Origin of the sequence: Sphingomonas sp. Leaf10, from assembly GCF_001421245.1 — a bacterium.
GTDB lineage: Bacteria > Pseudomonadota > Alphaproteobacteria > Sphingomonadales > Sphingomonadaceae > Sphingomonas.
This window is the reverse complement of sequence record NZ_LMKE01000006.1, coordinates 74823-87661: the sequence shown is the minus strand read 5'-3', so window position 1 is coordinate 87661 and position 12839 is coordinate 74823. Positions and strand designations below refer to the sequence as shown.

Annotated in this window: 14 protein-coding genes; 9 read left to right on the top strand and 5 right to left on the bottom strand. The window is 65.8% G+C overall.

Translation table 11 applies throughout. The annotated features are described in order from the left end of the window. Positions 1-104 precede the first annotated feature (104 nt). Positions 105-812 carry a response regulator transcription factor gene (locus tag ASE59_RS06870; RefSeq protein WP_056454169.1) on the bottom strand — a complete coding sequence of 236 codons (708 nt, stop codon included), beginning with the start codon at positions 810-812 and terminating at the stop codon, positions 105-107. 264 nt (positions 813-1076) lie between these two features. On the opposite strand from ASE59_RS06870, the gene ASE59_RS06865 reads away from it, so the two are divergent. The 4 genes from ASE59_RS06865 (at position 1077) to ASE59_RS06855 (ending at position 3737) form a co-directional block, all read left to right on the top strand. Next, positions 1077-2684 carry a phosphoenolpyruvate carboxykinase gene (locus tag ASE59_RS06865; RefSeq protein ID WP_056454168.1) on the top strand — a complete coding sequence of 536 codons (1608 nt, stop codon included), beginning with the start codon at positions 1077-1079 and terminating at the stop codon, positions 2682-2684. A gap of 282 nt (positions 2685-2966) precedes the next feature. After that, positions 2967-3347, top strand: a complete 381-nt coding sequence (locus ASE59_RS06860) for a hypothetical protein (RefSeq protein ID WP_056454167.1) — start codon at positions 2967-2969, stop codon at positions 3345-3347. Positions 3348-3375: 28 nt separating this feature from the next. Further along, on the top strand, positions 3376-3537 hold the full coding sequence (locus ASE59_RS20195; RefSeq protein ID WP_200913177.1) for a hypothetical protein: 162 nt from the start codon (positions 3376-3378) through the stop codon (positions 3535-3537). Between the two features lie 11 nt (positions 3538-3548). Continuing rightward, the gene (locus ASE59_RS06855) at positions 3549-3737 is read left to right on the top strand and encodes a hypothetical protein (protein WP_056454164.1); all 189 of its coding nucleotides are present in this window, start codon (positions 3549-3551) and stop codon (positions 3735-3737) included. Here ASE59_RS06855 and yaaA read toward each other — a convergent pair. Beyond that, positions 3734-4489: a peroxide stress protein YaaA gene (yaaA, locus tag ASE59_RS06850; RefSeq protein WP_056454162.1), complete on the bottom strand. Its 756-nt coding sequence runs from the start codon at positions 4487-4489 to the stop codon at positions 3734-3736. The genes ASE59_RS06855 and yaaA overlap by 4 nt on opposite strands. Positions 4490-4678: 189 nt before the next feature. Between yaaA and ASE59_RS06845 the strand changes: the two genes are divergently transcribed. Beyond that, on the top strand, positions 4679-5977 hold the full coding sequence (locus ASE59_RS06845) for a tetratricopeptide repeat protein (RefSeq protein WP_056454159.1): 1299 nt from the start codon (positions 4679-4681) through the stop codon (positions 5975-5977). A gap of 649 nt (positions 5978-6626) precedes the next feature. Here ASE59_RS06845 and ASE59_RS06840 read toward each other — a convergent pair. Then, a complete protein-coding gene (locus tag ASE59_RS06840) occupies positions 6627-7094 on the bottom strand; it encodes an Lrp/AsnC family transcriptional regulator (RefSeq protein ID WP_056454156.1) in 468 nt (155 codons plus the stop codon). A gap of 178 nt (positions 7095-7272) precedes the next feature. Here ASE59_RS06840 and ASE59_RS06835 point away from each other — a divergent pair, with 178 nt between their 5' ends. From ASE59_RS06835 to ASE59_RS06825, 3 genes are read left to right on the top strand one after another with little or no spacing between them, the layout of a single operon-like run. Continuing rightward, positions 7273-8949: a sensor histidine kinase gene (locus ASE59_RS06835; RefSeq protein ID WP_056454153.1), complete on the top strand. Its 1677-nt coding sequence runs from the start codon at positions 7273-7275 to the stop codon at positions 8947-8949. Further along, on the top strand, positions 8949-9929 hold the full coding sequence (locus ASE59_RS06830; protein ID WP_056454150.1) for a polysaccharide deacetylase family protein: 981 nt from the start codon (positions 8949-8951) through the stop codon (positions 9927-9929). The genes ASE59_RS06835 and ASE59_RS06830 overlap by 1 nt, the downstream gene beginning before the upstream one ends. 46 nt (positions 9930-9975) lie before the next feature. Further along, positions 9976-10470 carry a nucleoside deaminase gene (locus tag ASE59_RS06825; RefSeq protein ID WP_056454147.1) on the top strand — a complete coding sequence of 165 codons (495 nt, stop codon included), beginning with the start codon at positions 9976-9978 and terminating at the stop codon, positions 10468-10470. A gap of 249 nt (positions 10471-10719) precedes the next feature. On the opposite strand, the gene rplA is transcribed toward ASE59_RS06825, so the two are convergent. Both rplA and rplK read right to left on the bottom strand, forming a co-directional pair. Next, positions 10720-11418: a 50S ribosomal protein L1 gene (gene rplA, locus ASE59_RS06820; protein WP_056454144.1), complete on the bottom strand. Its 699-nt coding sequence runs from the start codon at positions 11416-11418 to the stop codon at positions 10720-10722. A 4-nt stretch (positions 11419-11422) separates the two neighbouring features. Further along, on the bottom strand, positions 11423-11860 hold the full coding sequence (gene rplK, locus ASE59_RS06815) for a 50S ribosomal protein L11 (RefSeq protein WP_056454141.1): 438 nt from the start codon (positions 11858-11860) through the stop codon (positions 11423-11425). Between the two features lie 157 nt (positions 11861-12017). Between rplK and ASE59_RS06810 the strand changes: the two genes are divergently transcribed. Further along, complete coding sequence (locus ASE59_RS06810) at positions 12018-12839, top strand: hypothetical protein (protein ID WP_056454139.1); 822 nt, start codon at positions 12018-12020, stop codon at positions 12837-12839.

Below are 12839 nucleotides of genomic sequence, written 5' to 3'. Positions count from 1 at the left end.
GGGGGGGGGGGGTAGGTTCGTGGTGCGCGAGGCGTTCCCTCGTGGGCCGACCCACCCCAACCCCTCCCTGCCAGGGAGGGGCTTTGCAGGCATCGACTCCCACCTCAATCGTCGGCGAACCGGTACCCCGCGCCATACAGCGTCTCGATCGCGTCGAATTCCTTGTCGACCTGCCGGAACTTGCGGCGCAGGCGCTTGATGTGGCTGTCGATGGTGCGGTCGTCGACATAGATGTCGTCCTGATAGGCGGCGTCCATCAACTGGTTGCGGGTCTTGACGATGCCGGGACGGCTGGCCAGCGTTTCGAGGATCAGGAATTCGGTGACGGTCAGCGTCACGTTCTCGCCATTCCACGTCACCTTGTGCCGCGCCGGGTCCATCGCGAGGCGTCCGCGCTCCAGCACCGGCTGCGCGCCTTCGGGACTGCCCCCTTCGCCCGGCTGGGCCGGTTCGGCACGGCGCAGGATGGCGCGGATGCGCGCGATCAACAACCGCTGCGAAAACGGCTTGGCGATATAGTCGTCGGCGCCCATCGCCAGACCCAGCGCCTCGTCCAGCTCGTCGTCCTTGCTGGTCAGGAAGATGACCGGCAACCGGCTGCGCTCCCGCAAGCGGCGCAGCAGTTCGAGGCCGTCCATGCGCGGCATCTTGATATCGAGCACCGCGAGGTCGGGCGGATTTTCGGCAAACGCCTTCAGCGCGACTTCGCCATCTGAATAGACGCGGGTCGTGAAGCCTTCGGTCTGCAACGCGATCGAGACGGAGGTCAGAATGTTGCGGTCGTCATCGACCAGCGCGATCGTCGCGGTCATTGCCTAGGATCCGTCTGCATCGCGTTCCTGCCTACGGGAAAGGGTCTCTTGGCTCAATGGTCATGGCCGGATCAAATCGTCATATAATTGAGGGCGCTCGCGCCACCGTCCCATATTGGTCGCGACAAAATAACGTCATGGCGAAATTGATGTTTAACGCGTTTGACGGTTGGGCCGGGCAAGCATAGGGGAAGCATAACGAACATACGGCGAGGTGGCGGACATGGCGTTCGCCGCCGGTGATTCGACAGGGAGAATGGCAGCATGGCGATCGTGACGCCGGAATACGGACTTGCGGCAATGGGGATCGAAACCGGCGCCGATGTGCACTGGAACCTGCAAACGCCGCAGCTTGTCGAACAGGCCGTCGCGCGTGGCGAAGGGCGGCTGGCGAAGGACGGCCCGCTGGTCGTCACCACCGGTCGCCACACCGGCCGCAGTCCGCAGGACAAGTTCATGGTCCGCGATGCCATTACCGAAGAAACGGTGTGGTGGAGCAAGACCAACCGCGCGATGCAGCCGGAACATTTCGCGGCGCTGAAGGCCGACTTCCTCGAGCAGCTGACCACCGAACCGACGCTGTTCGTGCAGGACCTGTTCGGCGGATCGCAGCCCGAGCACCGGGTGAAGGTGCGCGTCATCAACACGCTGGCGTGGCACAACCTGTTCATCCGCACGATGCTGGTCCGGCCGCAAGCCACCGACCTTGCCGATTTCGTGCCCGATTTCACGATCATCGACCTGCCGACCTTCCGTGCCGATCCCGAACGCCATGGTTGCCGCAGCGAGACGGTGATCGCGGTCAGCATGACCGAAAAGCTGATCCTGATCGGGGGCACGCAATATGCGGGTGAGATGAAGAAGTCAGTGTTCGGCCTCCTCAACTTCCTGCTGCCCGAAACCGGCACGATGCCGATGCACTGCTCGGCCAATATCGGCCCGAACGGCGATACCGCGGTATTCTTCGGCCTGTCGGGCACCGGCAAGACGACGCTGTCGGCCGATGCCAGCCGCACGCTGATCGGCGACGACGAACATGGCTGGTCCGACACGGCGGTCTTCAATTTCGAAGGCGGCTGCTATGCCAAGATGATCCGCCTGTCGGCCGAGGCCGAACCGGAAATCTTTGCGACGACCAAGCGCTTCGGCACCGTGCTCGAAAACGTGGTGATGGACCCGGAAACGCGCACGCTCGACCTCGACGATCCGAGCATCGCCGAAAATTCGCGCGCGGCCTATCCGATCGACTTCATCCCCAATGCCTCTGCCGACAATATGGGGCCGACGCCGCGCAACGTGGTGATGCTGACCGCCGACGCCTTCGGCATCCTGCCGCCGATCGCGCGACTGACCCCCGATCAGGCGATGTATCACTTCCTGTCGGGCTATACGTCAAAGGTCGCCGGCACCGAAATCGGCGTGACCGAGCCGGAACCGGTCTTCTCGACCTGCTTCGGCGCGCCGTTCATGCCGCGCCACCCCTCGGTCTATGGCAATCTGCTCAAGGAGCGGATCGCGAAGGGCAATGTCGATTGCTGGCTGGTCAACACCGGCTGGACCGGCGGCCAATATGGCGAAGGGCGCCGTATGCCGATCAAGGCGACGCGCGCGCTGCTCAATGCCGCGCTCGACGGCTCGCTGGCCGATGGCGAGTTCCGCACCGATCCCAATTTCGGGTTCGAAGTGCCGGTATCGGTGCCGGGCGTCGATGCTGCGATCCTCGATCCGCGTTCGACCTGGGCCGATGGCGAGGCGTACGACCGCACCGCCGCCAAGCTGGTCGACCTGTTCAACCATAATTTCGCGCAGTTCGCCGATGCGGTCGATGCCGGCGTCCGCGACGCCGCGCCGAAGACCCGCGAACTGGCGTAAGGGGTAGGAGAGGGAGCGCCCCCGCCACGCAAGCGGGGGCGCCTTTATCGGCGTTTCGCAGGCGTCCCCGCCACGTACGTCATCCGGGCGAAGGTTGGGATATCGCGGTAATGGGATGTGACAAGAACCTCTTATGAGACCCCGGCCTGCGCTGGAATTACGCCCTAGATCATGGCAATTTATCAGCAGGTGAAGATGTAACCTGCTGTAAGTTAGGGACTTTCTCGGAATCTGCCCGAGTACCCCACCGTTCCCAACGCAATCGCCGGCGAAGGGACGATCATGGACTATCGCAAGCTTGGCTTCCGCCTCGGCCTCTTTTCGATCGCGCTCGGCGCCGTCGAATTGCTCGACGCCAAACGCGTCACCACTGCGCTCGATGCCGACGGGCATGAGGGGCTGGTCAACGGCTTCGGCGCCCGCGAACTGCTTGCCGGTGCCAATCTGATCGCTGCTCCGTCGGTCGCCACCAATGTCTGGAACCGGGTCGCGGGCGACGCGATGGACCTGACCGCGCTCGCGCTTGCCGCCCGATCCTCACCCCGGAACCGCGCGATCTGGGGATCGATCGCCTTCGTCATCGGCGCGACGCTGCTCGACATCGTCGCTGCGCGTGGGCTGGACCGCACGATCGGCAAAACGCTTCCGATCGCAGCGGGATAGCAATCGCGCTTGCGGCGTTGTGGGGCTGATGACCGTTCCAAATCACGCCGCCCTGACCCTGCGTGCCGGCCGCAAACTGCGGTTGAAGGCCGAAGTGTCGGTGACTCCGACCGGGCTGTTGTCGGTCGGCGCGCTGGTTTCCGCGATCCTGTTGTCAAGCGCGGCGATCGTCGTCGCGGCGCGTCGTTGAAGGGAGGGGCGATGTTCTACGACTCCAACGCCTGGCCGCCACCACCCGATGGCTACGAACCGCCCGAGCAGCCCGCCCGGCTGACCCGGCCGCAGGAACGGGTAATGATCGGCACGATCGCCGTCTTCCTGCTGGTCATGTTCATCGGCCCGCTCGCCGGGTCGTCGGTGGTGCTGGCGCTGTTGTCGCTGTTCACCTAACCGCGAACGAACGTCCAGCGGTCCCCCTCGGCGCCGGCAAAGCGATAACCATCGCTGTCGAACCCCTGCATCGCATCGATATCGGTCACGCGGTGTTCGCACATCCAGCGCGCCATCATGCCGCGTGCCCGCTTGGCATGGAAGCTGACGAAGCGTGGCCCCTCCGGCCCGTTCTCGCGGAAATCGACGTCGACGACCCGCACGCCATCGGGCAGCTTCCCCGCCACCGCATGCCAATATTCCTGGCTGGCAAGGTTCAGCACCACGCCGTCACCGCTCGCCGCCACATCCTCGGCCAGCAGCGCCGCGATGCGCGTCCCCCAGAAACCATAGAGGTCGCTCGCCCGCCCCGGCGCCCAGCGCGTCCCCATTTCGAGCCGATAGGGGCGGATCGCATCCAGCGGCCGCAACAGCCCGTACAGTCCCGACAGGATCCGCACATGATCCTGCGCGAACGCAAAGCCCGGCTCCTCCAGCGACTTGGCATCGAACCCGGTATAGACGTCGCCGGCAAAGGCAAGCAGCGCCGGCCGTTCCGGCGCATCGTCGAACTCGCGATAGCGCCGCGCGTTCAATTCGGCGAGCTTGGGCGAAATCTTCATCAGTGTCGCCAGCTTTGCCGCCCCCAGCCGTGCCGCCCCGCGCGCGATCTGCCCGGTCGGTTCGGGGAATCGCGGCATGCTGTGCTGCGGTATGGCGGGCAGGGGGCTGTCGTAATCAAGCGTCTTGGCGGGAGAGAGAATGGCGATCATTGCCGCCGCCTATCTTTCTGTTTCTCTCTCGTCAAAGCGCGTAATGGAGCCGAACCGTTCAACGCGCGTTCACGCGGTGTCCGCCATCGGACGACGCGCGCGCCCGCTTGTGCGGATGCGTCACAGGACCTAGAGGAGCGACGCCTGCCGGGCGTTGTTCCGGCACCAGTTTTCGGGAGAGATCACGGCATGACGTTCGTTTCCAAGGCTGCCCTCGCCGCCATGCTCGGCCTGGGTGCAACCCTGGTCGTCGCCCCGCCGGCCGACGCCCAGAAGCGCAAGAAGGAAGAAGCGGCACCCGCCGGCCCGCAGGTCAGCGAAGCGTTCCGCACCGCGATCCTCGCCGCCGATGCCGCCGTGAAGGCGAAGGATTTCGCCACCGCCGACACGCAGCTCGCCGCCGCGCAGGCCGCGATGACCGCCGGCAATCAGGACGAGGCGTTCTTCCTCGCCCAGACCAAGGTGCAGGCCGCACAGGGCAAGAACGACCGCCCGGCGCTCGCCGCCGCGATCGACGAACTGCTGGCCAGCCCCAAGCTGAAGCCGGAAGAGCGCGGCGGTCTGTATTTCAACCGCGGCATCCTCGCGCTCGACGCGAAGCAGGGCAACGCCGCCAAGCAGTTCTTCCAGCGTGCGCAGCAGGCCGGCTATAACGACCCCGATCTCGACCTGCGCCTCGCCCAGATCGAGATTCAGGGCGGCAATATCGATGCCGGCGTCCAGAACATGGAAAAGGTCATCGCCGCGAAGAAGGCCGCCGGTCAGCCGGTGCCGTCGCAGTGGTACGACTATATGATCTCGCAGCTGTACAAGTCGAAGCGTTCGGCCGAAGCCGGTCAGTGGGCGCGGCGTCAGCTGACCGAATATCCGACCCAGGCGAATTGGCGCAAGGTGCTGATCCTGTTCCGCGACCGTGCCGACAACAATGGCGCGACGCTCGGCAATCAGGCGCGCGTCGACGTGCTGCGCCTGATGCGCGATACCAAGTCGCTGGCCGACCAGAACGACTATCGCGAATATACGCAGGTCACGCAGGACATCGGCCTGCCGTACGAAACCGTCACGCTGGTCGACGAAGGTCGCGCGCAGGGCAAGATCCCGGCATCGGCAGCAGTGTTCAACGGCATCAAGAGCACGGCTCAGACCCAGATCAAGGCCGATGGTTCGGTCGCCGCGCTCGAAACCCGTGCGAAGGCGGGGGCGAACGGTCGCGCTGCGGCGGCGGCCGGCAATGTCTATCTGGCGACCGGCAACAATGCCAAGGCGATCGAACTGTATCAGCTCGCGCTGCAAAAGGGTGGCGTCGATGCCGACGAAGTGAACACCCGTATCGGCATCGCCCAGGCACGCTCGGGCAACGCCGCCGAAGCCAAGGCATCGTTCGCCAAGGTCACCAGCGGCCCGCGCGGCGAAATCGCGACCTTCTGGACGCTGTTCGTCGACCAGCCGCGCATCGTCGCCTCGACCCCGGTCGTCGGCAACAACTGATCGCGTCTTGTTTGATGCGAAGCGGCCCGGACAGGCGACTGTTCGGGCCGCTTCTGTTTTGGCCTTCAACCTTTCCAAACCCCAACCGTTCGGTTCGAGCAGCTTCGAGCTTGTCGAGAAGCGTCCGTCGAGAACGAGTTGCTTGTGGCACTGCCTTCTCGACTACGGTTCTCGACAAGCTCGAACCTGCGCTCGAAGTGAACGGGAGGGGGCAGGCGAGGCTAGGACGAACGCCGCATCCCCGCTTCCAAAACGCCAAACGCCAAGTCTTAAATCCGTTCGGTTCGAGCAGCTTCGAGCGAAGTCGAGAAGCGTCCGTCGAGAACGCTCAGTTTGGGCCGCGCCTTCCCGACATGCTTGAAGCGAACGGGAAGGAGGGCGGGGTAGGAAAATTTCAGCCTGCGCTGGAAGAATGCTTCTTAACACGGATCTGGGCCGTTCGCATCGGCTCGATAGCAGCACGTCCTGCTGCTAACCCGGTCCTCCATTCATTCCGCCCGTTCGTTCGTCTTGAGTAGCCATTGAGCCTGTCGAAATGGCGTATCGAAGGACCGTCCGTAGCGAGTGCTTCGATACGGGTCTTCGACTTCGCTCAACCCCTACTCAGCACGAACGGTGTGCGTTCTGCGCAAGCTGCTCCACTCCAACCCTATTCCGTAACCACCGGTATCCCCGGCAATGCCTTCGACGTCCGCACCGTCGGCGATGTCTTCACGCTCGCGACATTCGGTGCGGTAATCAGCTGCGTCGTCAGCATCGACTGGAAACTCTCCAGATCGGCGGCGACGATCTTGAGGATGAAGTCGATCTCGCCGTTCAGCATATGGCATTCCCGGACCTCGGGAATGGTCGCGACATGCGCCTCGAACGCGGCCAGATCGCTGCCCGCCTGGCTCTTCAGGCTGACCAGCGCGAACACCGTGATCGTGAAGCCCAGCAGCCGCGGATCGAGTGCGGCATGATAGCCCTTGATCGCGCCCGCTTCCTCCAGCGCGCGCACGCGGCGCAGGCAGGGGGGCGCGGTCAGCCCGACACGCTCGGCCAGTTCGACGTTCGTCATCCGCCCGTCCTCCTGCAACAGCGACAGGATCTGCCGGTCGATACGATCGAAAGCCATAAGTTACGGTCCGTGGTTCGGTTCGAATGAAAGCCCTGCCTACAGCATCACAAAATTGCGCGGAAGCGTAATTGTCCCACATTGCGACGTACCGAAATTGAGCAGTTTCAGAATGCGTTTCTCCTCGTTAAGGGTTCCTTAGCGTCGCGGCTTCGCGGGGCGCTTTCACGGGTGACTGGTGCACTTCGACGACACTCTCGAAACGGTTCTCGCTGCCGATTTGTCGGGCGAGGGCGCGCGCGCGTCGGTGTGGCGGCAACTGGTCGACCTGATCGGGCGTGGACGGGTGTCGCCCGATCCGCGCGCCATCGCCCTGCTGCACGATCTGCGTGACCATGTGCCGCGCACCGTCCGCATCGCCAGCGCCCGCGACCTCGAATATGCGCGCCCGCCGGTCGATCTGGTCGCGCTGCTGGCGACCGACGTGATCGAGGCGGCGCTGCCGGTGCTGCGCAGCGCGTCGCTGTCGCTCGATCAGTGGCAGGCGTTGCTACCGCGCCTGTCGCCGCCCGCGCGCGGCGTCGTCCGCAACCGCCGCGACATCGATCCCGCCGTTCACCGCGCCCTCGACAGCTTCGGCTCGGTCGATCTGGTGCTGGCCGACGACCGCCCCGCCGAGCAGGTCGCGCCATTGGCTCCGGTAGCGGAGCCGGTCGCTGCGCCCGTCACGGTGGAACCGCAACCGGCCGCGCAGCAGCCCGCCCCCGAACCACAGCTTCTCGATCCGGTCGCCGAGCCGGATCCCGCCGGCCCATTCCGCATCGCCGACGTCATGGCCCGGATCGAAGCGTTCGAGCGCACCCATGATGGCGCGCCGCCCCCGCCGCCGCCGGTCGCGCCGCAGGACAGCTTCCGCTTCGAAGCCGACGCCACCGGACAGATCCGCTGGGTCGACGGCGTCAGCCGCGCGCCGCTGATCGGCCTGTCGCTCGATTTCTGCGCGACGCCCGGCCATGCCCGGTTCGACGCGATCGCCGCCGGGGCGCTTCGCAAGCGCGCGCCGTTCCGCGATGCGCGCCTGACCATCGGCGGCGACAGTGACGCGACCGGCGAATGGTTCGTGTCCGGTGTGCCCGCGTTCGACCATGCGACCGGCCGCTTCATCGGCTATCGCGGTACCGCCCGGCGCCCCTATCATGGCGAACGCGCCGAACCCTCGCCGAACCGCGACGCCGGCATCGCCCAGCTGCGCCAGCTCGTCCACGAACTGCGCACCCCGGCGGGCGCGATTGCGGGCTTTGCCGAAATGATCCAGCAGGAGCTGCTCGGCCCGGTGCTGCCGGTCTATCGCGACCGGGCCGGCGCGATCCTCAACCATTCGCGCGATCTGGTTGCGGTGATCGACGATCTCGACCTTGCCGCGCGGATCGATGGCGACGCACTCGACCTGCGCGACGACCGGGTGGCCCTCGGCCCGCTGTTCGACGTCATCGCCACCGACCTGGTCTCGCTGTGCGAATTGCGCGGAACCCTGCTGGAGGTCGAGCCGACCGACATCGCGGTTGCCGGCGATCGCCGCGCGGTCGAACGCCTGCTCGCGCGCCTGCTCGCGACGCTGGTTTCGGCGGGCGGGCACGACGAATCGATCCATGTCCGCGTCGGCCTGGAAGGCGACGGCTATGTCGCGATCGTGCTCGACCGGCCGCAGGCGCTCGACGCATGGCCCGGCGACAGCGTCTTCGACGTCGATGATGGCGAAGAGGATATGTCGCTGCTCGGCACCGGCTTCGCGCTCCGTTTAGCCCGCAACCTTGCGCGCGAGCTCGACGGGACGCTGGTGTTCGGATCGGCGACGCTGACGCTGCGGCTGCCCGCCGCCAATGTCGTGGAAATCGGGCGGGCGCAGCGGCGCTGATGGTTCCGTTCCGGCCCGCCGATGGCCGTCCAGTCGTCTGGCGCGAGGGGTTCGGCACGCGTTTCGCCGTCTTCGTCGATACCGAAGAAGAATTCGACTGGCGGGCACCGTTCCGCCATGATGGCTGGGGGGTGAGCGCGGTCGCCGCACTGCCCGACGCGCATCGCCGTTTCGCCGAACGCGGCGTCGAAAGCTGCTATCTGGTCGATTACCCGATCGCGACCGATCCGGCGGCGATCGACGCGTTACGCGACATTACGGCGCATGGCCATGCGACGATCGGCGCGCAGCTCCACCCGTGGGTCAATCCGCCGTTCGACGAGGCACTGACCGCGCGGAGCAGCTTCGCCGGCAATCTGCCGCCCATGCTGGAGGCAGCCAAGCTCGACCGGCTGACCGACGCGCTTATCCGGATCACCGACACCCGCCCGACCGTCTATCGCGCCGGCCGCTACGGGTTGGGACCGGCGACGCTGGGGTCGCTGGCAGAACGCGGCTATCGGCTCGATAGCTCAATGCGCGCCCGCTACGATTATCGTGCGCAGGGCGGGCCGGACTATCGCGGCATCGGCAATGGCGCGTTCCATACCGATGGCGGCATCGTCGAACTGCCGCTGACCACCGTCTTTACCGGCCGGCTGCGACGCGGTGGCGGGCGATTGTACGAAGGCGCCGGGCGTATCCCGCGCGGGCGCGGCGTGCTTGCCCGGCTCGGCCTTCTCCACCGCGTCGCGCTGACGCCCGAGGATATGCCGCTGGTCGACGCCCTAGAAGCGGTTCGGGTGGCGGTGGGAGAGGGGGGGCGCGTCCTGAACTTCGCCTATCACTCGCCCAGCCTCGTCCCCGGCCACACCCCCTATGTGCGTGACGCCGCCGATCTTACCGCCTTCTGGCGCTGGTGGGATGCGGTGCTCGACCTGCTGGCCCAACTGAACGTGCGACCGGCGTCGAGCGACGACATCCTCGCCGCCGCCACCTGACCCTTTCGCGTTCCCGAAGCGTTACGCCGCGCGAAGGGAATTGCCGATGCTCACCGCACAAGACGAACACTGGATGCGGCAGGCGATCGCCATCGCCCGGACCAAGGGCGACGACCCGTCCTGCTCGCCGCTGGGATCGATCATCGTCCGGGGCGACCGGGTGCTGTCGGCCGAACCCAACCAGACGCAGGAACTGCCCGACGCCACCGCGCACGCTGAAATGATGGCGATCCGCCGCGCCTGCGAAGGCGAGGGCGACATGGAACTGCGCGGCGCGACGCTCTACTCCACACTGCAACCGTGCGGGATGTGCACCATGGCGTCGATCTGGTCGAAGGTTGGCCGTGTTGTCTATGGCGCCGGCCGTGACGACGTCCACGAGATGTATTTCGAGGACCGCCATATCGACACGCTGACGTTCATCGCCGACGCGTATCGTGACGATATCGTCATCGAGGGCGGCTGCCTGCGCACGGAATGCGCGAAGCTCTATTACGGGCCGGACGACGACGTGCCGGAGGAGGAGCAGGGGAATATCTGATGGGGAGTGGGGCAGGTTACTCCTACCACCCTCGTCATCCCGGCGAAGGCCGGGATCCATTGTGTCGGGTGCTCCCGGCTCCAGCCGTGACACAAGAAAAAGGGGCCGGAAGCGCCAAGCCTCCGACCCCTTCTTTCTGTCGGCCGACGCGGGAGTAAATCCCGCGTCGTCGGTCGGAAGCTACGCTTCCGCCGGCCGGTCGACAGCCGTCTCCGTTTTAGCTCATGCTAAAGCGGTGCGGCCCGGAGCTTACGCTCCGGCCACTTCCGTGGTGTCGACCTTGATGCCCGGGCCCATCGACGAGCTGACCGCGACCTTGCGGACATACTTGCCCTTGGCGCCCGACGGCTTGGCCTTCACCACCGCGTCGACCAGTGCGTCGAAGTTTTCGCGCAGGTCGGCGGCCGAGAACGACGCCTTGCCGATGCCCGAATGGATGATGCCGGCCTTTTCGACGCGGTATTCCACCTGGCCGCCCTTGGCCGCTTCGACCGCAGCCGCGACGTTCATCGTGACGGTGCCGAGCTTCGGGTTCGGCATCAGGCCCTTCGGACCCAGGATCTTGCCGAGACGACCGACCAGACCCATCATGTCCGGGGTCGCGATGCAGCGATCGAAATCGATCTTGCCGCCCTGGATCGCGTCCATCAGGTCTTCAGCACCGACGACATCGGCACCCGCCGCGGTGGCTTCTTCAGCCTTCGCGCCGCGAGCGAACACGCCGACGCGAACGGTCTTGCCGGTGCCCTTGGGCAGGGTAACGACGCCACGGACCATCTGGTCGGCGTGACGCGGATCGACGCCCAGGTTCAGCGCGACTTCGATCGTCTCGTCGAACTTGGCGGTCGCATGGGTCTTCGCCAGCGCGATCGCTTCGTCGATGCCGTGCAGCTTCAGTGCGTCGACGGCGGTGGCGAGGGTCTTCGCCTTCTTGGTCAGCTTGGCCACAGTCTTAACCCTCCACCACTTCGAGGCCCATCGCGCGGGCCGAACCTTCGATGATCTTCGTCGCCGCGTCGATGTCGTTGGCGTTCAGATCCTTCATCTTCATCGTGGCGATCTCGCTCAGCTGCGACCGCTTGATGCTGCCGGCCTTCACCTTGCCCGGTTCCTTCGAACCCGACTTCAGGTTGATCGCCTGCTTGATCAGATACGTCGCCGGCGGCGTCTTCGTCTCGAAGCTGAACGAACGGTCGGCATAGACGGTGATGATCGTCGGCAGCGGGGTGCCCTTCGACACGTCGCCGGCCGACGTCTGCGCGTTGAACGCCTTGCAGAATTCCATGATGTTCACGCCGCGCTGACCCAGCGCCGGGCCGATCGGCGGCGACGGCTTGGCTTCGCCCGCCGGCACCTGCAGCTTGATATAGCCGGTAATCTTTTTGGCCATGGGTATCACTCTCTTTCAAGTTTAGCGGTCCGTGCGGCGCGATCCTGTCGGACCGGCCTCCCGCCATGGTTTCCAAAACTGTCGTTTGGGAAGCGGCGCGCTTAGCCGAAACGGGCGGCGCTTGCAATGTAGGATTTCGCCTGATCCTTTTGTGCCCATGCCCGATCGCAAGCCCCGTCCATACAGCCGCAAGCAGGCGCTGCAAAACGCCGCCTTCCTCGCCGAACTCGAACGCAGCGGCAACGCCCGCGACGCCGCCCGCACCTTGGGCCTCAACCGCTCGATGCTCACCAAGCGCCGGAACGCCGACCCCGACTTCGCCCAGCGCTGGGAGGCCGCGCTGACCCTCGCCGCCGCCCGCCTCGCCAAGCCCGAGCAGACGGAAGGGCCGGCGCGCGTCGTCCGCTCGAAAGGGCGCCTGCAACTGCGCGTCTCGAAAACCCGCACGATCGACCGCGACGCCGAACAACGCTTCCTCGCTGGCTTGAGCGCCACCGCCAATGTCCGCCTCTCGGCGCAAGCCGCCGGCTTCGCCCATTCGAGCTTCTACGCCCGTGCGCGCAACAACCCCGGCTTCGCCCGCGAGATGCGCGTCGCGCTGGCGGTGGGGTCCGAACGCCTCGAACTGGCAATGCTCGAAAGCTCGCTGCCGGAGGCGAACGTCCACGACCATTGGCAGCACAACGATCCCCCGCCGATCCCGGCCATGACGGTGCATCAGGCGATGCAGATGATCGCGTGGAGCGACAAGCGGGCGAAGGGGCTGGCCGAACCCGACCTCGCCCCGAAGCGCGGCGAAAGCAACGCCGCCTATCTCGAGCGTAAGGCCAAGGACTACCGCGCCGGGTTGCTGCTGGCCGAGGAGGAGATGCGGATGGTCGAATATGCGCAGCTGGAGTGGCGGCGGGGTGGGCGGCGGACGCAGTGGGAGCCGGGGGGTTGGGAGGTGGCGTTGGAGATTGCGCTCAGGAAGGGGTGA

Excerpts from the sequence above, each read along its gene's own strand:
- ASE59_RS06840 (WP_056454156.1), bottom strand. The coding sequence starts at position 7,094 with ATGGCTTTCGATCGTATCGACCGGCAGATCCTGTCGCTGTTGCAGGAG.
- ASE59_RS06825 (WP_056454147.1), top strand. The coding sequence starts at position 9,976 with ATGCTCACCGCACAAGACGAACACTGGATGCGGCAGGCGATCGCCATC.
- ASE59_RS06855 (WP_056454164.1), top strand. The coding sequence starts at position 3,549 with ATGTTCTACGACTCCAACGCCTGGCCGCCACCACCCGATGGCTACGAA.
- ASE59_RS20195 (WP_200913177.1), top strand. The coding sequence starts at position 3,376 with ATGACCGTTCCAAATCACGCCGCCCTGACCCTGCGTGCCGGCCGCAAA.
- yaaA (WP_056454162.1), bottom strand. The coding sequence starts at position 4,489 with ATGATCGCCATTCTCTCTCCCGCCAAGACGCTTGATTACGACAGCCCC.
- ASE59_RS06845 (WP_056454159.1), top strand. The coding sequence starts at position 4,679 with ATGACGTTCGTTTCCAAGGCTGCCCTCGCCGCCATGCTCGGCCTGGGT.
- ASE59_RS06870 (WP_056454169.1), bottom strand. The coding sequence starts at position 812 with ATGACCGCGACGATCGCGCTGGTCGATGACGACCGCAACATTCTGACC.
- ASE59_RS06830 (WP_056454150.1), top strand. The coding sequence starts at position 8,949 with ATGGTTCCGTTCCGGCCCGCCGATGGCCGTCCAGTCGTCTGGCGCGAG.
- ASE59_RS06810 (WP_056454139.1), top strand. The coding sequence starts at position 12,018 with ATGCCCGATCGCAAGCCCCGTCCATACAGCCGCAAGCAGGCGCTGCAA.
- ASE59_RS06860 (WP_056454167.1), top strand. The coding sequence starts at position 2,967 with ATGGACTATCGCAAGCTTGGCTTCCGCCTCGGCCTCTTTTCGATCGCG.
- ASE59_RS06865 (WP_056454168.1), top strand. The coding sequence starts at position 1,077 with ATGGCGATCGTGACGCCGGAATACGGACTTGCGGCAATGGGGATCGAA.
- rplK (WP_056454141.1), bottom strand. The coding sequence starts at position 11,860 with ATGGCCAAAAAGATTACCGGCTATATCAAGCTGCAGGTGCCGGCGGGC.